At 59.0% G+C, this 21,465-nt stretch carries 20 protein-coding genes; all 20 read right to left on the reverse strand.

What is annotated here, in order from left to right; genetic code table 11:
* Window position 1 precedes the first annotated feature (1 nt).
* The 20 genes from L6D82_RS16610 to mnmE all read right to left on the reverse strand — a co-directional run bounded on the left by L6D82_RS16610 (window position 2) and on the right by mnmE (window position 21,462).
* Entirely contained in the window at window positions 2-2,041 is a 2,040-nt protein-coding gene (locus tag L6D82_RS16610; protein WP_236190520.1) for a 2Fe-2S iron-sulfur cluster-binding protein, read from the reverse strand.
* Window positions 2,042-2,079: 38 nt separating this feature from the next.
* Window positions 2,080-2,706, reverse strand: coding sequence for a glutathione S-transferase family protein (locus tag L6D82_RS16615; RefSeq protein WP_064379665.1), 627 nt, complete (start codon window positions 2,704-2,706; stop codon window positions 2,080-2,082).
* Window positions 2,707-2,810: 104 nt separating this feature from the next.
* On the reverse strand, window positions 2,811-3,737 hold the full coding sequence (locus L6D82_RS16620; protein ID WP_085747999.1) for a LysR family transcriptional regulator: 927 nt from the start codon (window positions 3,735-3,737) through the stop codon (window positions 2,811-2,813).
* A 73-nt stretch (window positions 3,738-3,810) separates the two neighbouring features.
* Complete coding sequence (gene glmS / locus L6D82_RS16625) at window positions 3,811-5,643, reverse strand: glutamine--fructose-6-phosphate transaminase (isomerizing) (RefSeq protein ID WP_102687915.1); 1,833 nt, start codon at window positions 5,641-5,643, stop codon at window positions 3,811-3,813.
* A gap of 2 nt (window positions 5,644-5,645) precedes the next feature.
* The gene (locus L6D82_RS16630; protein ID WP_102687914.1) at window positions 5,646-6,422 is read right to left on the reverse strand and encodes a DeoR/GlpR family DNA-binding transcription regulator; all 777 of its coding nucleotides are present in this window, start codon (window positions 6,420-6,422) and stop codon (window positions 5,646-5,648) included.
* Between the two features lie 130 nt (window positions 6,423-6,552).
* The gene (glmU, locus tag L6D82_RS16635) at window positions 6,553-7,920 is read right to left on the reverse strand and encodes a bifunctional UDP-N-acetylglucosamine diphosphorylase/glucosamine-1-phosphate N-acetyltransferase GlmU (protein ID WP_236190521.1); all 1,368 of its coding nucleotides are present in this window, start codon (window positions 7,918-7,920) and stop codon (window positions 6,553-6,555) included.
* Between the two features lie 118 nt (window positions 7,921-8,038).
* Window positions 8,039-8,464 carry a F0F1 ATP synthase subunit epsilon gene (locus tag L6D82_RS16640; RefSeq protein ID WP_007954164.1) on the reverse strand — a complete coding sequence of 142 codons (426 nt, stop codon included), beginning with the start codon at window positions 8,462-8,464 and terminating at the stop codon, window positions 8,039-8,041.
* 45 nt (window positions 8,465-8,509) lie between these two features.
* A complete protein-coding gene (atpD, locus tag L6D82_RS16645; RefSeq protein ID WP_007954162.1) occupies window positions 8,510-9,886 on the reverse strand; it encodes a F0F1 ATP synthase subunit beta in 1,377 nt (458 codons plus the stop codon).
* Window positions 9,887-9,913: 27 nt separating this feature from the next.
* The gene (gene atpG, locus L6D82_RS16650; RefSeq protein WP_007954161.1) at window positions 9,914-10,774 is read right to left on the reverse strand and encodes a F0F1 ATP synthase subunit gamma; all 861 of its coding nucleotides are present in this window, start codon (window positions 10,772-10,774) and stop codon (window positions 9,914-9,916) included.
* A 50-nt stretch (window positions 10,775-10,824) separates the two neighbouring features.
* Window positions 10,825-12,369: a F0F1 ATP synthase subunit alpha gene (atpA, locus tag L6D82_RS16655; RefSeq protein ID WP_041073579.1), complete on the reverse strand. Its 1,545-nt coding sequence runs from the start codon at window positions 12,367-12,369 to the stop codon at window positions 10,825-10,827.
* A 21-nt stretch (window positions 12,370-12,390) separates the two neighbouring features.
* On the reverse strand, window positions 12,391-12,927 hold the full coding sequence (locus L6D82_RS16660) for a F0F1 ATP synthase subunit delta (RefSeq protein ID WP_011336717.1): 537 nt from the start codon (window positions 12,925-12,927) through the stop codon (window positions 12,391-12,393).
* Between the two features lie 12 nt (window positions 12,928-12,939).
* Window positions 12,940-13,410, reverse strand: a complete 471-nt coding sequence (locus L6D82_RS16665) for a F0F1 ATP synthase subunit B (RefSeq protein ID WP_011336718.1) — start codon at window positions 13,408-13,410, stop codon at window positions 12,940-12,942.
* A 57-nt stretch (window positions 13,411-13,467) separates the two neighbouring features.
* Window positions 13,468-13,725 carry a F0F1 ATP synthase subunit C gene (gene atpE, locus L6D82_RS16670; RefSeq protein WP_003097235.1) on the reverse strand — a complete coding sequence of 86 codons (258 nt, stop codon included), beginning with the start codon at window positions 13,723-13,725 and terminating at the stop codon, window positions 13,468-13,470.
* Between the two features lie 134 nt (window positions 13,726-13,859).
* The gene (gene atpB, locus L6D82_RS16675) at window positions 13,860-14,729 is read right to left on the reverse strand and encodes a F0F1 ATP synthase subunit A (RefSeq protein WP_007954148.1); all 870 of its coding nucleotides are present in this window, start codon (window positions 14,727-14,729) and stop codon (window positions 13,860-13,862) included.
* 16 nt (window positions 14,730-14,745) lie between these two features.
* Window positions 14,746-15,153: a F0F1 ATP synthase subunit I gene (locus tag L6D82_RS16680; protein ID WP_003229783.1), complete on the reverse strand. Its 408-nt coding sequence runs from the start codon at window positions 15,151-15,153 to the stop codon at window positions 14,746-14,748.
* Between the two features lie 148 nt (window positions 15,154-15,301).
* Entirely contained in the window at window positions 15,302-16,174 is an 873-nt protein-coding gene (locus L6D82_RS16685; RefSeq protein WP_064600630.1) for a ParB/RepB/Spo0J family partition protein, read from the reverse strand.
* Window positions 16,175-16,183: 9 nt separating this feature from the next.
* Window positions 16,184-16,981 carry a ParA family protein gene (locus L6D82_RS16690; RefSeq protein ID WP_007954142.1) on the reverse strand — a complete coding sequence of 266 codons (798 nt, stop codon included), beginning with the start codon at window positions 16,979-16,981 and terminating at the stop codon, window positions 16,184-16,186.
* A gap of 18 nt (window positions 16,982-16,999) precedes the next feature.
* Entirely contained in the window at window positions 17,000-17,644 is a 645-nt protein-coding gene (gene rsmG, locus L6D82_RS16695) for a 16S rRNA (guanine(527)-N(7))-methyltransferase RsmG (RefSeq protein ID WP_007911906.1), read from the reverse strand.
* Window positions 17,641-19,539 carry a tRNA uridine-5-carboxymethylaminomethyl(34) synthesis enzyme MnmG gene (gene mnmG / locus L6D82_RS16700; protein ID WP_007954140.1) on the reverse strand — a complete coding sequence of 633 codons (1,899 nt, stop codon included), beginning with the start codon at window positions 19,537-19,539 and terminating at the stop codon, window positions 17,641-17,643. Before mnmG ends, rsmG begins: the two co-directional genes overlap by 4 nt.
* Window positions 19,540-20,091: 552 nt before the next feature.
* Complete coding sequence (gene mnmE / locus L6D82_RS16705; RefSeq protein WP_236190524.1) at window positions 20,092-21,462, reverse strand: tRNA uridine-5-carboxymethylaminomethyl(34) synthesis GTPase MnmE; 1,371 nt, start codon at window positions 21,460-21,462, stop codon at window positions 20,092-20,094.
* Window positions 21,463-21,465: the final 3 nt, after the last annotated feature.

Consider the following 21,465-nt stretch of genomic DNA (forward strand, 5'->3'; position numbering starts at 1 on the left):
CTTACAGATCCAGCACCAGCGGCTGGGCACTCTGCGCCGGCACCGCGCAGCAAATCAGCACCTGCCCCTCCTCCGGCACTTCAGCCGGAGGCTGTGGATAATTCACCGCGCCGCTGATCAGCCGTGTCTTGCAGGTGCCGCACGAACCACCGCGGCAACTGAACTCCGGACGCAATCCACGGCTTTCCGCCAGCTCCAGCAAACTGCCGCCGTCGGGCTGCCAACGTGCTTCCTTGGCCGAACGCTCGAACACCACCGGTACCGATGTGGTCGCGGCGGGCAATTGCTCGATCACGATCGCATCCGGATCGGGTTGGCGCTTGAGGGTCGAAGGGCCGAAGGTTTCGGCATGGATCTGCCCGTCCCGCACATCCAGTTCACACAGAGTGTCATAGATACCCTGGGTAAAACCGCCGGGGCCGCAGAGTACAAAGTCGACCTGATCGAAATCCTCGTCGGTCAGCAGATTGCGCAACAGATCGCCATCGATACGGCCACGCAGGTCGAAGTCTTTTCCTTCGACCAGATCGTCTTCCGGCTGACTTAGCACTCGCAACACTTTCACGGCATCACCGGCGTCACCGGCGTCCTCCAGCAACCGGTCCAGCTCGGCGCGAAACGGCTGGTCGGCGAGGCTGCGGGAACTCTGAACAAACAGGGTCGGACGAATCCGCCGGGTCCGCAGGCCCTGATACACCACCTCACGCAGCATCGAAAGCAACGGCGTGATGCCGACGCCGGCGGCGAGCAGCACCAGTGGCTTGCGCTCCAGTGCCGCGACGGTGAAATGTCCTTGAGGCAAGCGCGCCTCCAGCACATCGCCCACACGAATCTGTTCATGCAGATGCGTCGACACCCGACCTTCACGTTTGACGCTGATCCGGAAGAAATCATCCGACGGCGCACCCGACAGGCTGTAGGTGCGGATGTGCACCTCGCCATCGAGGTTGAACCGCAGCGGCAGATGCTGTCCGGCGAGAAACACCGGCAGTCCTGCGCCATCGTCCGGCTCCAGATAGATCGAGCGGATGTGACGGCTTTCCATTTCGACTTTTGCCACGCGCAATGGCCGCCAGCTGTCCCCCAATGCCTTGGCCTGCAATCGTGCATCGGCCTGGGCCCAGTTGCCGGTCAGCAGGCTGGTGGGTGACATGCCGTCGAAGCGCCAGCGAAGAGCCAGCGCTGCCGGACGCCGAACCAGTTTTTCCACCTCGAAAGTCCACAACCGTTCGGCGCCCTGGAAGGCCTCGATCTGCGGCGCCTCGAGAATGATCTCGGTGCGACCGCTGAGCTGCAACACATCGCCTGTGGAAAAGTCGATGAACAGCAAGCCGGCCAAGGGATTGAGGAGCAGGTTGCCCAACGTATTGAAGTGCAGGTTGCCGGCAAAATCAGGGATCGTCAGGCGATTACCCTCGATCCGCACAAAACCGGGCTGACCGCCGCGGTGGGAAACATCCACCGAACGCTCACCGTCGACATCGACGTAACTGGCGACGAAGAAAGTGTCGGCGCTTTCGATCAGCGCAATCGCGGCGTCATCGAGACTATCACGGTGTTCGGCTTTGCGGGTCTGCGGATCCGTCAGGGGGACCCGTTGGAACTGGCGCAGCTGTATGTACTGCGGACAGTTGCCGAAGGACTGATCCACCGTCAGCGCAAAACCATCCGCCCCAAGGCTGCTGATGTGACCATTGAGCCGATTTCGCCGACGGGTGTGCAGCTCGATACCGAGCAGGCCGATCGCGGCGCCGGCCTCTAGCTGTGCCGGATCATCGGCAGCCGGCAGACCGGCGAACTGCAGTTGCGTCGGCTCGGGAGAGTGAGCAAAGCCCGGCTCGCCCTCCAGCACACTGGCCCAGGGGCGACCTTCGGCATCCACCGCGCCGTACAGCATGAAGGGCAATTGCTGATAGAACTGGCGGTGTTGATCCGGCATCCAGGTGCGAATCACCTTACGACCGAATTCCTCCATGCGCTCGGCAACGCCGACATGGGCCTGCAACTGTTGCTCGCCAGCGTGCCACGGTGAACGTTCCATCACGGTCTCTCCCCTGCGCCGTCGGCGCAGATTGAATGTCAGACGGTGGTTTGCAGGCCGGCAACGGTGCGTGGCATGCCGACAAAACCGGGCAGCGCCTCAATCCGCGAAAGCCAGGCGCGAACGTTAGCGTAGTCGTCCAGCGACACATTGCCTTCCGGCGCATGGGCGATGTAACTGTAGGCCGAGACATCGGCAATGGTCGGCTCAGTGCCGGTCAGGTACGGGGTTTTGCCCAGTTCCGCATCCATCACCTTGAGAAAATTGTGCGCACGGGTGATGACCTCCTCGGCGTTGAACTTCGCCCCGAACACCGTGATCAAGCGTGCGGCAGCGGGCCCGAAAGCAATCGGCCCGGCGGCGGCCGACAACCAGCGCTGCACGTGCGCGGCGCCGACCGGATCACTTGGCAGCCAGCGGCCATTGCCGTATTTCTGTGCCAGGTAGACAAGAATCGCGTTGGAGTCCGCGAGCACCACACCATTGTCATCAATGGCCGGAACCTGGCCGAAGCTATTGATGGCCAGATATGCCGCCTGTTTATGTTCGCCCTTGGCCAGATCGACGAAGATCAGCTCGGTCGGCAGTTGCAACAGTGACAACATCAGCTCGACGCGATGGGCGTGGCCGGAACGCGGGAAGTTGTAGAGTTTGATCGCTTGCATGGTCGACTCCGCTGGATGATGGCGCCGTTCAGGATGGACGGTGGCCGTAGGAGCCATCTTCCCCTGATCGCGAAAACAACAGAATCACCAGCAAATGCAATCCATTATTTCTCTGGATGAAATAACGCAGCGTTTTTCAGCGCCGGATGCTCGCGCAGCGCCTGCACGATGAAGTCGACAAAACTGCGTATCCGCGCCGGCGCCTTGCGCCCGCCCTGATACACCACATGGATCGGCAGAGCAGGCAGTTCAAACTCGGCGAGGACGATTTCCAGTTCGCCGGAAGCCACCTTGCCGGCCACCTGATAAGACAGCACCCGGGTCAACCCCAGACCCAACGACGCCGCTGTGATCGCAGCTTGATTGGCGGTAACCACCAGACGCGGCTCCGGTTTTACGCCAATGAGCTCACCGTTTTCCATGAATGGCCAACTGCGCTGCTGGCCGATGGCCGACGTCGCCACCACCGGCGCCCCGGCCAAGGCCTGCGGATGGGTCGGCCGGCCATGGACCGCAAAGTATTCCGGCGAACCACAAATCACCCGCCGCACCTCACCGACCCGGATCGCATGCTGATTGCTGTCCGGCAACTCGCCGATGCGCACCGCGACGTCGACGCCCTCCTCGACCATGTTCACCACCCGGTCGAGCAACAGGGCATTGATGGAAACGTCCGGGTATTGCGTCAGATAACGCGCCATTACCGGCGTGACGAACTGTTCTCCGAATAAAACTGGCGCCGTCACCGTCAACTGCCCACGGGGCTGGGTATGACTGCCGGCAGCGGAATCCTCCGCTTCCTGCACCTCGGCGAGAATTCTCCGACAGTCTTCCAGATAACGCAGACCCGCTTCGCTCAAATGCACGCTGCGGGTGGTACGGATCAACAACTGCGTACCAATTCGCTGCTCCAGCCCCGCCACCGCCCGGGTCACGCTGGCTGCCGACAAACCCAGGCGCCGCGCGGCAGCGGAGAAGCCCTGCTCCTGGGCGACGATGGCGAAGACCTGCATTTCCTGGAAGCGATCCATGGTGCCCTCGATCCGGATAAAAAAATCGCAGCCGAAGCTGCGATTTTATGGGGGTGATTCAACTGTGGATAACTTATTCCACCGTTACCGACTTCGCCAGGTTACGCGGCTGATCAACGTCAGTGCCCTTGAGCACAGCAACGTAGTACGACAGCAATTGCAGCGGAATGGTGTAGAGGATCGGCGACAGGATGTCGTGGATGTGCGGCATCTGCACCACGTGGGTGCCTTCGCCGTTGGTCATCCCGGCTTTCTCGTCAGCGAACACGATCAGTTCGCCGCCGCGGGCGCGGACTTCCTGCAGGTTGGACTTGAGCTTCTCCAGCAGTTCGTTGTTCGGTGCGACGGTGACCACCGGCATGTCGTTATCCACAAGCGCCAGCGGGCCGTGTTTCAGTTCGCCAGCCGGATAGGCTTCGGCGTGGATGTACGAGATTTCCTTGAGCTTCAAGGCCCCTTCCATCGCCACCGGGAATTGCGCGCCACGGCCCAGGAACAGGGTGTGGTTTTTCTCGGCAAACAGCTCTGCGATTTTTTCCACCGTGCTGTCCATGGCCAGCGCTTCGCCCAGACGGGTTGGCAGACGACGCAGCTCTTCGACCAGCGTGGCTTCAACGCCTTTGCCCAAAGTACCGCGCACCTGACCCAAAGACAGGGTCAGCAACAGCAGACCGACCAGTTGCGTAGTGAAAGCTTTGGTCGAAGCCACGCCGATTTCGCGACCGGCCTGGGTCAGCAGAGTCAGGTCGGATTCGCGCACCAGCGAACTGATCCCAACGTTGCAGATCGCCAGGCTACCGAGGAAGCCCAGTTCCTTGGCGTTGCGCAGCGCAGCCAGGGTGTCGGCGGTTTCGCCGGACTGGGAAATGGTGACGAACAGGGTGTCCGGCTGCACCACTACCTTGCGGTAGCGGAACTCGCTGGCGACTTCGACCTGGCATGGAATGCCGGCCAGCTCTTCGAGCCAGTAACGGGCAACCATGCCGGCGTGGTAGCTGGTGCCGCACGCCACGATCTGCACGTTGCGCACTTTGGCGAACAGTTCGGCCGCTTGCGGGCCAAACGCCTGCACCAGCACCTGATCCGAACTCAATCGACCTTCCAGGGTGCGCTGCACCACGGATGGCTGCTCGTGGATTTCCTTGAGCATGTAGTGACGGAACTCGCCTTTGTCGGCGGCTTCGGCGCCATCGGTGTACTGGACGGTCTGGCGCTCGACGGCTTTGCCGCTCACGTCCCAGATCTGCACCTTGTCACGCTGGATTTCGGCGATATCGCCCTCTTCCAGGTACATGAAACGGTCGGTGACCTGACGCAGGGCCAGTTGGTCGGAAGCGAGGAAGTTCTCGCCCAGGCCCAGACCGATCACCAGCGGGCTGCCGCTGCGGGCTGCGACCAGTCGATCCGGCTGCTGTGCGTGGATAACCGCCAGACCGTAGGCGCCATGCAGTTCCTTGACCGCGGCCTTCAGGGCGTCGGTCAGGTCCGGCAGATTTTTGAGCTTTTCAGTCAGCAGGTGGGCGATGACTTCGGTGTCGGTGTCCGAGGTGAACACGTAGCCCAGCGCCTTGAGTTGTTCACGCAGCGCCTCATGGTTTTCGATGATGCCGTTGTGCACGACGGCAACGTCACCGGAGAAATGCGGGTGGGCATTGCGCTCGCTCGGCGCACCGTGAGTGGCCCAACGGGTGTGGGCAATGCCGAGACGGCCTACCAGCGGATGTTCGGCAAGCGCCGCGTCGAGTTCGCTGACCTTGCCCACACGACGGGTGCGTTCCAGAGTGCCGTCATTGGTGTACACCGCCACACCGGCGCTGTCATAACCCCGGTATTCGAGGCGCTTGAGGCCTTCGACCAGAATGGCGGTGATGTTACGTTCAGCTACCGCGCCGACAATTCCACACATGCTTATTTCTCCTGACTGACAGTCGCGCAAATCAAGTTGATACCGCGAGCCTGAATCTGAGCGCGTGCCTCAAGGGGCAGGCGATCATCGGTAATTAGGGTATGGACGCTGCTCCATGGCAGCTCCAGGTTGGGAATCTTGCGGCCGATCTTGTCGGCCTCGACCATCACGATCACTTCCCGCGCCACTTCCGCCATCACCCGGCTCAGGCCGAGCAGCTCATTGAAAGTGGTGGTGCCGCGCACCAGGTCGATGCCATCGGCACCAATAAACAACTGATCGAAGTCGTAAGAGCGTAGTACCTGCTCGGCGACCTGGCCCTGAAAGGATTCCGAGTGGGGATCCCACGTACCGCCGGTCATCAGCAGTACCGGCTCGTGTTCGAGCTCGCTCAGGGCGTTGGCCACGTGCAGGGAATTGGTCATCACCACCAGGCCTGGCTGCTGGCCAAGCTCGGGAATCATGGCGGCGGTGGTGCTGCCGCTGTCGATGATGATGCGGGCGTGCTCGCGGATGCGTGTAACCGCGGCGCGGGCAATCGCCTGTTTGTATTTGGAAACGTTCTGACTGACGTCTGCCACCAACTCTTGAGGCATGGTGATCGCTCCCCCGTAACGGCGCAGCAACAGACCGTGACTTTCCAGAGCAGCGAGATCCTTGCGAATCGTAACTTCCGAAGTTTCGAAGCGCTTGGCCAGTTCGTCCACACTCACTTCGCCCTGCTCATTAAGCAAAGCCAGAATGTTGTGACGACGCTGAGGTGTGTTGCGTTTCGACATGGCTGATTAAGTTTCGATTCGAAAGATAACGGAAGCAATCAAAACCTATCAGCTGCAAATCGTCAAGACGTGCCCAATAAAAAAGACCGCCGGCGGCGGTCTTTTTCATACATCGAGCATTGTGGATAACTCAGCTCCTCTTGATCTTCTCAGGCCGCTTCCAGCCATCGATGTTCTTCTGCCGTGCCCGACCAACCGCCAACTGCGCGTTATCCACATTCTGGGTAATGGTCGAACCGGCCGCAGTGGTTGCACCGGCGGAGATATCCACAGGTGCGACCAGCGAGTTGTTGGAGCCGATGAACACATCTTCGCCCAACACGGTTTTCCACTTGTTGGCGCCATCGTAGTTGCAGGTGATGGTGCCGGCGCCGATATTGGTGCGCGCACCGATCTCGGCGTCACCAAGGTATGTCAGGTGTCCGGCCTTGGCGCCCTCGCCCAAGCGGGCATTTTTCAGTTCGACGAAGTTACCCACATGGGCGCGGGCCTCAAGCACAGTGCCCGGACGCAGACGGGCAAACGGGCCGGCATCGCTGCCTTCACCCAACACTGCGCCTTCAATATGACTGTTGGCCTTGATCACCACGCCTTTGCGCAGGGTGCTGTCCTTGATCACGCAGTTCGGGCCGATGACCACGTTGTCCTCAATGACGACCTTGCCTTCGAAAATCACGTTGATATCGATCAGCACGTCGCGACCGACGGTCACTTCACCACGTACATCAAACCGGGCCGGATCGCGAAGAGTGACACCCTGAGCCATCAGGCGACGACCGGCGCGCAACTGATAATGACGCTCCAGCTCGGAGAGCTGTTTGCGATCGTTGGCGCCCTGCACTTCCATCGGGTCGTGCGGTTGTTCGGTGGCGACAGTCAGGCCGTCGTTGACTGCCATCTCGATCACGTCGGTCAAGTAATACTCGCCCTGCGCGTTGTTGTTCGACAGGCGACTCATCCAGTCCGCCAGGCGGTTGGCCGGCACAGCCAGGATGCCGGTATTGCCTTCGGTGATCGCCCGTTGTGCTTCGCTGGCGTCTTTGTGCTCAACGATGGCGGCCACCTTGCCGTCGGCGTCGCGCACGATGCGGCCATAACCGGTGGGGTCGTCCAGTTCGACGGTGAGCAGACCCATTTGCCCCGGTACAACGTGCTTGAGCAGACGCTGCAAGGTCTCGACCTCGATCAACGGCACGTCACCGTAGAGAATCAGTACGGTATCGGCCGTAATGAACGGAACAGCCTGGGCCGTGGCGTGGCCGGTGCCCAGCTGCTTGTCCTGCAACACGAAGTTCAGGTCGTCTGCGGCCAGACGTTCGCGTACTACATCCGCACCATGGCCGATGACGACATGGATGCGCTGTGGATCAAGTTGACGGGCGCTGTGGATAACATGACCGAGCATGGAGTCGCCGGCAATCGGGTGCAGCACTTTTGGCAGCGCGGAACGCATGCGGGTGCCTTGACCGGCCGCGAGGATAACGATTTCAAGAGACATGACTGGCTACCAATCCTGGGTGGTCAGCAACTGCGACCGGGTTTCGGGAATTCTGAAAAGAAAAAAGGGTAGCCGAGGCTACCCTTTTTTATCAATCGCACAACAAGTGGCTGACGGATTAACCGCCAAACTTCTTGCGGATCTGCTGGACGGTGCGCAGCTGAGCTGCAGCCTCGGCCAGACGTGCGGATGCAGCTCCGTAGTCGAAATCTGCGCTCTTCTCATGCAGAGCAGCTTCGGCAGCCTTGAGAGCTGCTTGAGCCTGAGCTTCATCCAGGTCGGCGGCACGTTGCACGGTATCGGCAAGCACCTTGACCATGTTCGGCTGAACCTCGAGGAAACCACCGGAGATGTAGAACACCTCGGCTTCCCCGCCTTGCTTGATCAGGCGGATCGGACCTGGCTTCAGATTAGTGATCAGCGGCGCGTGGCCCAGAGCGATACCAAGATCACCCAGAGCACCGTGCGCAATCACCATCTCGACCAGGCCGGAAAAGATTTCTCCTTCCGCGCTGACGATGTCGCAATGGACTGTCATAGCCATCTGATTGCCTCAACCTAAATTAGCGCCCGTTGCCGGGCGCCTGGATTACAGTTTCTTGGCTTTCTCGATCGCTTCTTCGATGCCGCCGACCATGTAGAACGCTTGTTCTGGCAGGTGGTCGTAGTCACCGTTGAGGATGCCTTTGAAGCCAGCAATGGTGTCTTTCAGGGAAACGTATTTACCCGAAGCACCGGTGAAGACTTCAGCCACGAAGAACGGCTGCGACAAGAAGCGCTGGATCTTACGAGCACGGTTTACCAACTGCTTGTCGGCTTCCGACAGCTCGTCCATACCCAGGATCGCGATGATGTCCTTCAGCTCTTTGTAACGCTGCAGCACGTACTGAACACCACGAGCGGTCTCGTAGTGATCGTTGCCGATCACGTTCGGGTCCAGCTGACGCGAAGTCGAGTCCAGTGGGTCTACCGCCGGGTAGATACCCAGGGAAGCGATGTCACGGGACAGAACGACGGTGGCGTCCAGGTGAGCAAACGTGGTCGCTGGCGACGGGTCAGTCAAGTCGTCCGCTGGTACGTATACGGCCTGGATCGAAGTAATCGAACCTTGCTTGGTCGAAGTGATGCGCTCTTGCAGCACGCCCATCTCTTCTGCCAGGGTCGGCTGGTAACCTACTGCCGAAGGCATACGGCCCAGCAGTGCGGATACTTCGGTACCGGCCAGGGTGTAACGATAGATGTTGTCGACGAACAGCAGAACGTCGTTACCTTCGTCACGGAACTTCTCGGCCATGGTCAGACCGGTCAGCGCTACGCGCAGACGGTTTCCCGGTGGCTCGTTCATCTGACCGTAGACCAGGGCTACCTTGTCGAGAACGTTGGAGTCCTTCATCTCGTGGTAGAAGTCGTTACCCTCACGAGTACGCTCACCCACACCGGCGAACACGGAATAACCGCTGTGCTCGATGGCGATGTTACGGATCAGTTCCATCATGTTTACGGTCTTGCCTACACCGGCACCACCGAACAGACCGACTTTACCGCCCTTGGCGAACGGGCAAACCAGGTCGATAACCTTGATGCCTGTTTCCAGCAGCTCGTTGCCACCGGCCTGTTCAGCGAAGGAAGGAGCGGCGCGGTGGATACCCCAGCGCTCTTCTTCGCCGATCGGGCCAGCTTCGTCGATCGGGTTGCCCAGTACGTCCATGATCCGGCCCAGAGTCGCTTTACCGACCGGTACGGAGATGGCTGCGCCAGTGTTGTTGACGTCCAGACCGCGCTTCAAGCCTTCGGTGGAGCCCATCGCAATGGTACGAACCACGCCGTCGCCCAGCTGCTGCTGAACTTCCAGAGTGGTTTCGGCGCCTTGAACCTTCAAGGCGTCGTAGATGCTCGGTACGCTGTCGCGTGGAAATTCCACGTCGATAACGGCGCCGATGATTTGAACGATACGTCCGCTACTCATAGCTGGATCCTCTGAATATTTGAACCGTTAAACCGCGGCAGCGCCGCCGACGATTTCCGAGATCTCTTGGGTGATCGCAGCCTGACGCGCCTTGTTGTAGATCAGCTGCAAATCGCTGATCAAATCACCGGCGTTGTCGGTAGCGTTCTTCATCGCGATCATCCGCGCAGCCTGTTCAGCCGCGTTGTTCTCGACCACCGCCTGGTACACCTGCGACTCCACGTAACGCACCATCAAGCCGTCAAGCAGCTCTTTGGCGTCTGGTTCGTAGAGGTAGTCCCAGTGGTGCTTGAGTTCCTGATCCGGGGTCGCCACCAGTGGAATCAACTGCTCCACGGTAGGCTGTTGCGTCATGGTGTTGATGAACTTGTTGGATACCACGGACAGGCGGTCAATACGGCCGTCCAGGTAGGCATCCAGCATCACCTTGACGCTGCCGATCAGATCATTGATCGACGGCTCTTCACCCAGGTGGCTGATAGCTGCAACGACGTTACCGCCGAAGTTGCGGAAAAAGGCCGCACCCTTGCTACCAACGACACACAGATCGATCTCGACGCCGTTTTCGCGGTTTACCGCCATGTCCTTGACCAGGGCCTTGAACAGGTTGGTGTTCAAGCCGCCGCACAGACCACGGTCACTGCTCACGACGACATAACCGACGCGCTTTACTTCGCGATCGATCATGAACGGGTGGCGGTATTCCGGGTTGGCGTTGGCCAGATGCCCAATTACCTGGCGGATACGCTCCGCATAAGGACGGCTAGCAGCCATGCGCATTTGTGCCTTGCGCATTTTGCTGACCGCCACTTTTTCCATGGCGCTGGTAATTTTTTGCGTGCTTTTGATGCTCGCAATCTTACTGCGAATCTCTTTTGCGCCTGCCATGTAACACCTATCAGGTTAGCAAGCGGGAGCCTTGCGGCTCCCGCTGCGGCTTACCAGGTTTGGGTGGCCTTGAACTTCTCGATACCAGCCTTCAGGCCAGCGTCGATTTCGTCATTGAAGTCACCTTTAACGTTGATCTTCGCCATCAAGTCGGCGTGATCGCGGTTGAAGAAAGCAATCAGCGCTTGTTCGAAGCTGCCGATCTTGGCGATTTCAATGTCAGTCAGGAACCCACGCTCAGCGGCATACAGCGACAGCGCCATGTCAGCGATCGACATCGGTGCGTATTGCTTCTGCTTCATCAGCTCGGTAACGCGCTGACCATGCTCAAGTTGCTTGCGGGTCGCTTCGTCCAGGTCAGAAGCGAACTGGGCGAATGCCGCCAGTTCACGGTACTGAGCCAGAGCGGTACGGATACCACCGGACAGCTTCTTGATGATCTTGGTCTGAGCGGCACCACCCACACGGGATACCGAAACACCGGCGTTCACTGCAGGGCGGATGCCCGAGTTGAACATGGCCGATTCCAGGAAGATCTGACCGTCGGTGATGGAAATCACGTTGGTCGGAACGAACGCGGAAACGTCGCCAGCCTGGGTTTCGATGATCGGCAGTGCGGTCAGGGAACCGGTTTTGCCGGTCACTGCGCCGTTGGTGAACTTCTCTACGTACTCTTCCGAAACGCGGGATGCGCGCTCCAGCAGACGGGAGTGGAGATAGAACACGTCGCCTGGGTAAGCTTCACGGCCTGGTGGACGGCGCAGCAGCAGGGAAATCTGGCGGTAAGCCACTGCTTGCTTGGACAGATCGTCATAAACGATCAGCGCGTCTTCACCGCGGTCGCGGAAGAATTCACCCATGGTGCAACCGGAGTACGGAGCCAGGAATTGCAGTGCTGCAGATTCCGAAGCGCTCGCTGCAACGATGATGGTGTTAGCCAGTGCACCGTTTTCTTCCAGTTTGCGAACCACGTTGGCGATGGTCGATTGCTTCTGACCGATTGCCACGTAGACGCAGAAAATGCCGCTGTCTTTCTGGTTGATGATCGCGTCGATCGCCAGAGCGGTTTTACCGATCTGACGGTCACCGATGATCAGCTCACGCTGGCCACGGCCGACAGGGATCATGGCATCGACAGCCTTGTAGCCAGTCTGTACAGGCTGGTCTACCGACTTACGCCAGATCACGCCCGGAGCAACTTTCTCGACCGCGTCGGTCTCGGTGTTGCCCAGTGGACCTTTGCCGTCAACAGGGTTACCCAGTGCGTCGACAACGCGACCCAGCAGTTCCTTACCAACCGGAACCTCGAGGATGCGGCCGGTGCACTTGGCGCTCATGCCTTCAGCCAGACTGGTGTATGCGCCCAGTACAACGGCACCTACGGAGTCTTGCTCCAGGTTGAGGGCCATACCGTAGACGCCGCCCGGAAACTCGATCATCTCGCCGTACATGACGTCGGCCAGACCGTGAATCCGCACGATACCGTCAGATACGCTGACGACAGTGCCTTCGTTACGGGCTTGGGAGGTCACATCGAGCTTTTCGATGCGGCCCTTGATAATTTCACTTATTTCGGAAGGATTGAGTTGCTGCATTGCTCTGCTGCCCCTTCAAACTCAAGATTTCAATGCTTCGGCAAGTTTCGCGATTTTGCCGCGAATCGAGCCATCGATAACCAGGTCGCCGGCGCGGATGACCACCCCCCCGATAAGGGAGCTGTCTTCCTCGACTTGCAGGCGCACTTCCCGGTTGAGTCGTGCACTGAGAACCTTGGCGAGTTTGTCTTGCTGTTCTTGGTTCAATGCAAAAGCACTGGTCACTTCAACGTCTACCGATTTCTCTTGCTCGGCCTTGTACAGGTCAAACAGAGCGGCGATCTCCGGCAGAAGCGGGAGACGGTCGTTTTCGGCAACGACATTGATGAAGTTCTGTGCCTTGGCATCAAACTTGTCGCCGCACACGTCAATGAACGTGGCGGCCTTTTCTGCGCTCGTCAGTCGCGGGGCCTTGAGCACGCGCTGCATGGTGTCGTCTTGCGACACCGCTGCTGCCAGGCCGAGCATGGCTGACCAATTGGCCAGTTGCTGGTGGGCCTGAGCGTGCTCGAAGGCCGCCTTAGCGTAAGGTCGGGCCAACGTGGTCAGTTCTGCCATGATCGCCCTCGCTTAGATTTCAGCAGCCAGTTGGTTAACCAGCTCTGCGTGCGCGTTTTGATCGATTGTGGCACCCAGGATCTTCTCGGCGCCGCCGACAGCCAGCAAGCCCACTTGGGCGCGCAGCTTGTCTTTGACGCTGTTCAGTTCCTGTTCGATCTCGGCTTGAGCCTGAACCTTCACACGGTCAGCGTCGATGCGGGCCTTTTCAACGGCCTCTTCGACAATCTGGTTACCGCGTTTCTTGGCTTGCTCGATGATTTCAGCTGCCTGAGCTTTCGCTTCGCGCAGTTGCTGACCCGCTTTTTCTTGGGCCAACTCCAGGTCGCGAGCTGCACGGCTGGCAGCGTCCAGACCATCAGCGATCTTCTTTTGACGTTCGTGCAGAGCTGCGATGACCGGAGGCCATACGAACTTCATGCAGAACAGTACAAAAATCAGGAACGCAACGGACTGGCCAATCAGGGTCGCATTAATGTTCACGCCAACACCTCGCAGTTACGTTGTCCATCACACCAAATCACTCGGAGATCCGAATGATTAGCCAGCGATCTGACCAACGAACGGGTTCGCAAAGGTGAAGAACAGAGCGATACCAACACCGATCATGGTTACGGCGTCGAGCAGACCGGCAACGATGAACATTTTAACTTGCAGCATTGGAACCATTTCTGGCTGACGCGCTGCGCCTTCCAGGAACTTGCCGCCCAGCAGGCCGAAACCAATTGCGGTACCCAGTGCGCCCAGGCCGATCAACAGTGCAACAGCGATAGCGGTTAGACCAACTACAGTTTCCATCTTTCCTCCCGACTTTTACGTCGTATGGTTTAGGTTTTTTAGATTAAAGCGGTAAAACAAATCGTTTCATGGTGCCCCGTGAGGAGCCCCTTCCCGTTTGACCGGGAAGGACATCAGACTAGTCGAGACTGGTCTTAATGGTTTTCTTCGTGCGCCATCGACAGGTAGACGATGGTCAGCATCATGAAGATGAACGCCTGCAGGGTGATGATCAGGATGTGGAACACAGCCCACGCCCACTGCAGGACAACACCCAGGCCGCTCAGCCAGAGCAGGCCGCTGCCGAACATCACAGCGATCAGGATGAACACCAGCTCGCCGGCATACATGTTGCCGAACAGACGCAGAGCCAGAGAGATCGGTTTGGCGATCAGGGTCACGAATTCCAGCAGGAAGTTCACCGGGATCAGCAGGGCCTGAACGAAGATGTTCTTGCTGCCGAACGGGTGCAGGGTCAGCTCGCCGATGAAGCCGCCGAGGCCCTTGACCTTGATGCTATAGAAAATGATCAGTGCGAAAACCGAGAACGCCATGCCCAGGGTCGCGTTCGGGTCGGTGGTCGACACGGCGCGGAACGGGATGTGGTGGTCGCCGGAGATCAGGATGGCCAGCTGAGGAATCCAGTCGACCGGTACCAAGTCGACGGCGTTCATCAGGAACACCCAGACGAAGATGGTCAGTGCCAGCGGTGCGATCACCGGGCTACGGCCATGGAAGCTGTCTTTCACGCTGCCATCGACGAATTCGACCAGGACTTCAACGAAGTTCTGCAATGCACCCGGCTGACCGGAAGTCGCCTTCTTGGCCGCCATGCGGAAAAGAAGAACGAAGATCAGACCCAGCGCGACCGACCAGCCGAGGGTATCGACGTGGAAAGCCCAGAAGCCCATTTCCTTGGCCTCTGCTGCGGTGTGGGCAAAGCCCCAGCCGCCGTTGGGTAGCTGACCGAAGGTCAGGTTCTGCAAGTGGTGCTGGATATAGCCCGAAGCGGTTGTTTCTGCCATGGTTGCCTCAAACGCCCTAAGGTCTCGAAAGTCTTGTTCTCATCAGCAGGGGAGCGAACCAGCTGACCGACTGAGTCAGCACGAAGGCGCCGAATACAGCGATCGGCGCCAGTGGCTTCACACCTGCAAACACCAGTGCAAACAGCACTGCCGTCAAAATCAGTTTGCCTGCCTCGCCGGCATAGAAAGACCGGACGATGGACTGGGCTGCTCGGGCGCCGGAAAACCGAAATGCCTTGTGAGCGAAATAAACATTGGGCAGCAAGGCTATCAGGCCTCCGCAAAGTCCCGAGTATCCGGCAACGACTCCGTGCCATTGCCAGAGCGCCAAAGCAGCAATGAGCAAAATGACAAATTGAGCCATCAACACCGGAAAAACCGCCAGGCGATGGAACGGCAGGCGGTTTGGCTTGCGGGTTTCCATCACTATTGCTCTCCAATGGTCGGCTGCCGAAATTCAATAACTTGGCATAATTTGTGCCGACAAAATGCGCGCAGAGTATAGGGGCGGTTCTGCCCCTATTCAACTGTCAGGTAGTGATTTCCGACTGCGCGCTACAAGAGGAATTGTTTCAGCGGATGTGTGCGAGCACACCTTGAAGCTCGTCGAGGGAGTTGTAACCGATCACCAACTGACCCTTTCCCTTCTTGCCGTGGCGAATCTGCACCGCAGAGCCTAGGCGCTCGGCCAGACGTTGCTCGAGCCGGGCGATATCCGGGTCGGGTTTGGACGGTTCGACCGGCTCCGGTTTGCCACTCAACCACTGACGAACCAGTGCCTCGGTTTGGCGCACGGTGAGGCCGCGTGCGACAACATGTCGCGCCCCTTCCACCTGCTGATTGTCCGGCAGACCGAGCAATGCACGGGCATGACCCATTTCCAGGTCACCGTGGGACAGCATGGTCTTGATGACTTCCGGCAATGCAATCAGGCGCAACAGGTTGGCTACCGTGACCCGGGACTTACCCACAGCCTCGGCGACCTGTTGCTGGGTGAGCTGGAATTCCTGCTGCAAGCGCTGCAGGGCCACCGCCTCTTCGATCGGGTTCAGGTCTTCGCGCTGGATGTTCTCGATCAGCGCGATGGCGATCGCGGTTTCATCCGGCACGTCGCGGACCATCGCAGGAATGGTTTCCTGGCCGGCCTGCTGACTGGCGCGCCAGCGGCGCTCGCCGGCGATGATTTCAAAACGACCACCGCCAATCGGGCGAACCACGATCGGCTGCATCACGCCCTGGGCCTTGATCGACTGCGCCAGCTCTTCCAGCGCCTGCGGATCCATGTCCCGGCGTGGCTGATACTTGCCGCGCTGCAGCAAGTCCAACGGCAGGTGCTGCAACTCACGGCTGTCAGCCTGCGCCGCTTGTTCTTCCAGCGAGCTGACAGTCGGACCGCTCAGCAGTGCATCCAGTCCTCGTCCGAGACCTCGTTTCTTGACGGCCATGGGGATTCCTTAAGTTGGCTGGGCAGCGGCGATGCGTGAATTTTTGCGCTGACGGCGAACCATCTCGCCCGCCAGGGCCAGATAGGCCAGCGCGCCACGCGATTGCTTGTCGTAGGCCAGCGCCGGCATGCCGTAGCTCGGGGCTTCAGCCAGTCGGATGTTGCGCGGGATCACCGTGTCGTACAGCTGATCACCGAAGTGTTCCTTGAGCTGGGCCGATACATCGTTCATCAGGCTCAGGCGCGGGTCATACATGGTCCGCAGCAGGCCTTCGACTTTCAGGTTCGGGTTCAGCAGTTCGGCGATGCGCTTGATGTTATCCACAAGGTCGCTCAAACCTTCGAGCGCAAAGTACTCGCACTGCATGGGAATAATCACCCCGTCAGCAGCGACCAGTGCGTTCAGTGTGAGCATCGACAGCGACGGCGGGCAGTCGATCAGAATGTAATCGTAGTTTTCACGGATCGGCGCCAGCGCACTGCGCAGACGGCTTTCCTTCATCTGCATTTCCAGCAGCACCACTTCGGCCGCCGTCAGGTCGCGGTTGGCCGGCAGCAGTTGATAACCGCCGTGTTCGGAGTAGTGCATGGCCTGGGCCAGATCGCATTCGCCGATCAGCAGGTCGTAGACCGAGTTTTCCAGGCCATGTTTATCCACACCGCTACCCATGGTGGCGTTGCCCTGTGGATCGAGATCGATCAACAGCACCCGGCGCTTGGTCGCGACCAGGGATGCTGCGAGGTTGATGCAGGTGGTGGTCTTGCCCACACCACCCTTCTGGTTCGCTATCGCGAATACCTTAGCCATTCTTGCTTGTGTTCCCAATCATGCCGTGCGGCGCAGTATCAGCAGATGGCGTTGGCCTTGGCAACCGGGTACGGCCAGGGCGTGTTCGCTATCGAGTTTGAAGTCTGCCGGCAATGCTACCAGCTCATCGGCCGGATGGACGCCCTTCATTGCCAGCCAGCGCGTATCGGCGTCGCCGAGGTGGCGAGTCCAGTTGGTGAAGTTCTCCATGCTGCTGAAGGCCCGGGAAATGATCCCGTTGAACGGCTGTGCAGGCTGGAATGCTTCGACGCGACTGTGGATAACTTGCAGGTTATCCAGTTTGAGTTCGAGTTTGACCTGGGTCAGGAAGCGGGTTTTCTTGCCGTTGCTGTCCAGGCAAGTCACTTGCGAGTCCGGATACAGGATCGCCAAAGGGATCCCCGGCATGCCGCCGCCGCTGCCGACATCCAGCCAACGGCCGTTCTCGATGAACGACATCACGCTGAGGCTATCGAGCAAGTGACGGGAAACCATTTCGTCCGGATCGCGGACGGCGGTCAGGTTGTAGGCCTGGTTCCATTTGATCAACAGGGCCAGATAACCCAGCAGCAATTCGTGCTGGGTTTCAGTGAGATTGACACCGAGCTCGCGGGCTCCTGTGGATAACTCTTCGGCGTGTTGCGAAGTGACCTTAGAACTCAAGCGCTTTGCTCCAACTGACGGCCCGCGCCGCGTTTTTTCAAATGAATCATCAACAGCGAAATCGCTGCCGGGGTCACACCCGGGATCCGCGAAGCCTGGCCCAGCGTCTCGGGACGAGTCGCGCCAAGCTTGCTCTGGATCTCCTTGGAGAGACCGGAAATGTTGGTGTAATCGATATCCACAGGCAGTTTCGTGTCTTCGCTTGCACGCAGACGGGCGATTTCGTCCTGTTGACGGTCGATGTAACCGGCGTATTTGGTCTTGATCTCGACCTGTTCGGCGACCTGTGGATCTTCCGCGCCCTGCCCGGTCACTTCGACCAGACCAGCGTAGTCGATTTCCGGACGGCTCAAGAGATTGAGCAGGTTGTATTCGTGAGTCAGCGGCGTACCGAATTTCTCGGCAATCGCATCGCCCTGCGGAGTGCCCGGGCGAACCCAGGTGCTTTTCAGGCGCTGCTCTTCGAGTTCGATGCTTTCGCGTTTCTTGCAGAACGCCGCCCAGCGCGCGTCATCGACCAGACCCAGTTCGCGACCTTTTTCGGTCAGACGCAGGTCCGCGTTGTCCTCACGCAGGATCAGGCGGTACTCGGCACGGGAAGTGAACATGCGGTACGGCTCTTGGGTACCGAGGGTGATCAGGTCGTCGACCAATACCCCGATGTACGCCTCATCACGACGCGGGCACCAGGCTTCTTTGCCTTTCGCACGCAATGCGGCGTTCGCGCCGGCGAGCAAACCCTGGGCGCCGGCTTCTTCGTAACCGGTGGTGCCGTTGATCTGACCAGCGAAGAACAGACCGCCGATGACTTTGGTCTCCAGGCTGTACTTCAGGTCGCGCGGATCGAAGTAGTCGTACTCGATTGCATAACCCGGACGCACGATGTGCGCGTTTTCCATGCCGCGGATCGATTGCACGATCTGCAATTGCACGTCGAACGGCAGGCTTGTGGATATCCCGTTCGGATAAAGCTCATGGGTGGTCAGACCTTCCGGTTCGATGAACACCTGATGGCTTTCCTTGTCGGCAAAGCGGTGAATCTTGTCTTCGATCGACGGGCAATAACGCGGGCCGATGCCTTCGATTTCGCCGGCAGCGGAATACATCGGCGAACGGTCGAGGTTCGCGGCAATGATTTCGTGGGTGCGGGCGTTGGTGTGGGTGATCCAGCAACTGACTTGCCGTGGATGTTGTTCCTTGTTGCCCATGAACGACATCACCGGGATCGGCGTATCACCTGGTTGCTCGGTCATCACCGAGAAATCCACCGACTTGCCGTCGATACGCGGTGGCGTACCGGTTTTCAGGCGACCGACACGCAGCGGCAGTTCACGCAGACGATGCGCCAGGGCGATCGACGGTGGGTCTCCGGCGCGACCGCCGGAAAAATTCTGCAAACCGATGTGGATAAGTCCGCCCAGGAACGTACCGGTGGTCAACACCACGGAATCGGCGAAGAACCGCAGACCCATTTGCGTGACGACACCGCGCACTTGTTCCTGCTCGACGATCAGGTCGTCAGCGGCTTGTTGAAATATCCACAGGTTCGGCTGATTTTCCAGAATTTCGCGAACAGCGGCCTTGTAAAGAATACGGTCGGCTTGCGCACGGGTTGCACGTACGGCCGGGCCTTTGCGGCTGTTCAATACGCGAAACTGGATACCGCCCAAATCGGTGGCCATGGCCATCGCGCCGCCGAGGGCATCGATTTCCTTGACCAGATGGCTTTTGCCGATGCCGCCGATGGCCGGGTTGCAACTCATGGCACCGAGGGTTTCCACGTTGTGCGTCAGCAGAAGGGTTTTTGCACCCATGCGTGCTGAGGCCAGTGCTGCCTCGGTACCGGCATGACCGCCGCCGATGACGATCACTTCAAAACGGGAAGGGAAATCCACCACGCACCTCGTGCCTGCTTAAGTAGGTCATTCAGGAATAGTTTGAGATCAGGTTTCTGGACCTGGTCGGCAAGTATAGGGACTTCGCCCTTCCTAAAGAACCCTTTGCACAAAATTTAACCAGCTGTGGAGAACTCGCGGTTAAAAGAATAAAAAAGAGAGAAATTTATAAAACCTTTGTTTTAAAGCTTATTCTTACTGCCCGTCGTTTCTGTGGATAGATCTCTACAGGCCTCTATTTTCAATGTGTACAGAGATTTAAAACCCTGTGGCCATGTCGCCATGAGGCCCTTGGATAACCGGTGTAAGCCTGTGGATGAATGAGGTGGTTATCCACAGCGGCAGTTATGTTCAGTTTTCAGGCCCTGTTATCAACTGCCCTCAGCGGCAGTTATTCACAGGGCTTAATCCACAGAAATCGGATGAATGAAGGAATCGCGGACACGGAAAATCCGCTCAGGAATAGATATCTGTCCGGCACTGGAGGAAGGAAATACGAGGGGGGGAGAACAGACAGGTCGCGAACGGACCTGTCTGTGGACAACGGAAGGCTTATTTACCGATGCAGAAGCTGGAAAATATCCGTCCCAGCAGATCATCCGAGCTGAACGCTCCGGTGATTTCCCCAAGGGACTGCTGGGCCTGACGCAGGTCTTCGGCCAGCAGCTCGCCAGCACCCGCCAAGGTCAGTTGGGCACGTCCATGTTCCAGGGCATCACTGGCATGACGCAGGGCTTCCAAGTGCCGGCGGCGCGCGCTGAAACTGCTTTCCGACGTTTGTTCGTAACCCATACAGGCCTTGAGGTGATCACGCAGCAGATCCAGCCCTTCGCCGGCGGATTTGGCGCTCAGACTGATCGACACGTGGCCATCGTCACTGACTTCCAGGGCAATAGGCTCACCGGTGAGATCGGCCTTGTTGCGGATCAAGGTGACCTTCGCCGGATCTGGCCGGGTTTCAAGGAATTCCGGCCACAGGGCGAACGGATCGGCGGCCTCTGGCGCAGTGGCATCGACGACCAGCAGTACTCGGTCAGCCTCGCCAATGGCTTTCAACGCTCGTTCAACGCCGATCTTTTCCACATGGTCATCGGTATCACGCAGACCGGCGGTGTCCACAACGTGCAGCGGCATGCCGTCGATGTGGATATGTTCGCGCAAGATATCCCGAGTGGTGCCGGCGATTTCGGTCACGATCGCGGCTTCACGACCGGCCAGTGCGTTCAGCAGGCTGGATTTGCCGGCATTCGGACGACCGGCAATCACCACGGTCATGCCGTCACGCAGTAACGCACCCTGCCCGGCTTCGCGCAATACGGTGGATAACTCGTTACGAACCTTGTCGAGCATGCTCAGCACATGGCCGTCGGCGAGGAAGTCGATTTCTTCTTCCGGGAAGTCGATCGCCGCTTCGACATAGATCCGCAGGCCGATCAGCTGTTCGGTGAGGTTATGCACACGTTGGGAGAAGGCCCCTTGCAAGGAGCGCAAGGCATTGCGCGCGGCCTGTGCAGAACTGGCTTCGATCAGATCGGCGATGGCCTCGGCCTGAGCAAGATCGAGTTTGTCATTGAGGAACGCTCTTTCGCTGAACTCACCGGGACGAGCCAGACGGCAGCCCAGTTCCAGACAACGCTTTAGCAACATGTCGAGGACGATCGGGCCACCGTGGCCCTGCAGTTCCAATACGTCTTCGCCGGTGAACGAGTTCGGCCCGGGGAAATACAGCGCCAGACCTTCATCCAGCACCTGTTGATCGTCACTGAAGAACGGGCCGTAGTGGGCAAACCGTGGTTTCAGCTCGCGGCCGCTGATGGCTTTGGCCGCAACGCTGGCCAGCGGCCCGGAAATTCGAACGATGCCCACGCCGCCACGGCCCTGGGCGGTAGCGACGGCTGCGATGGTTTCACGAGGTGCGCTCATAAA

The sequence above is a fragment of the Pseudomonas paraglycinae genome (genome assembly GCF_021601625.1).
Classification (GTDB): Bacteria; Pseudomonadota; Gammaproteobacteria; order Pseudomonadales; family Pseudomonadaceae; genus Aquipseudomonas; species Aquipseudomonas paraglycinae.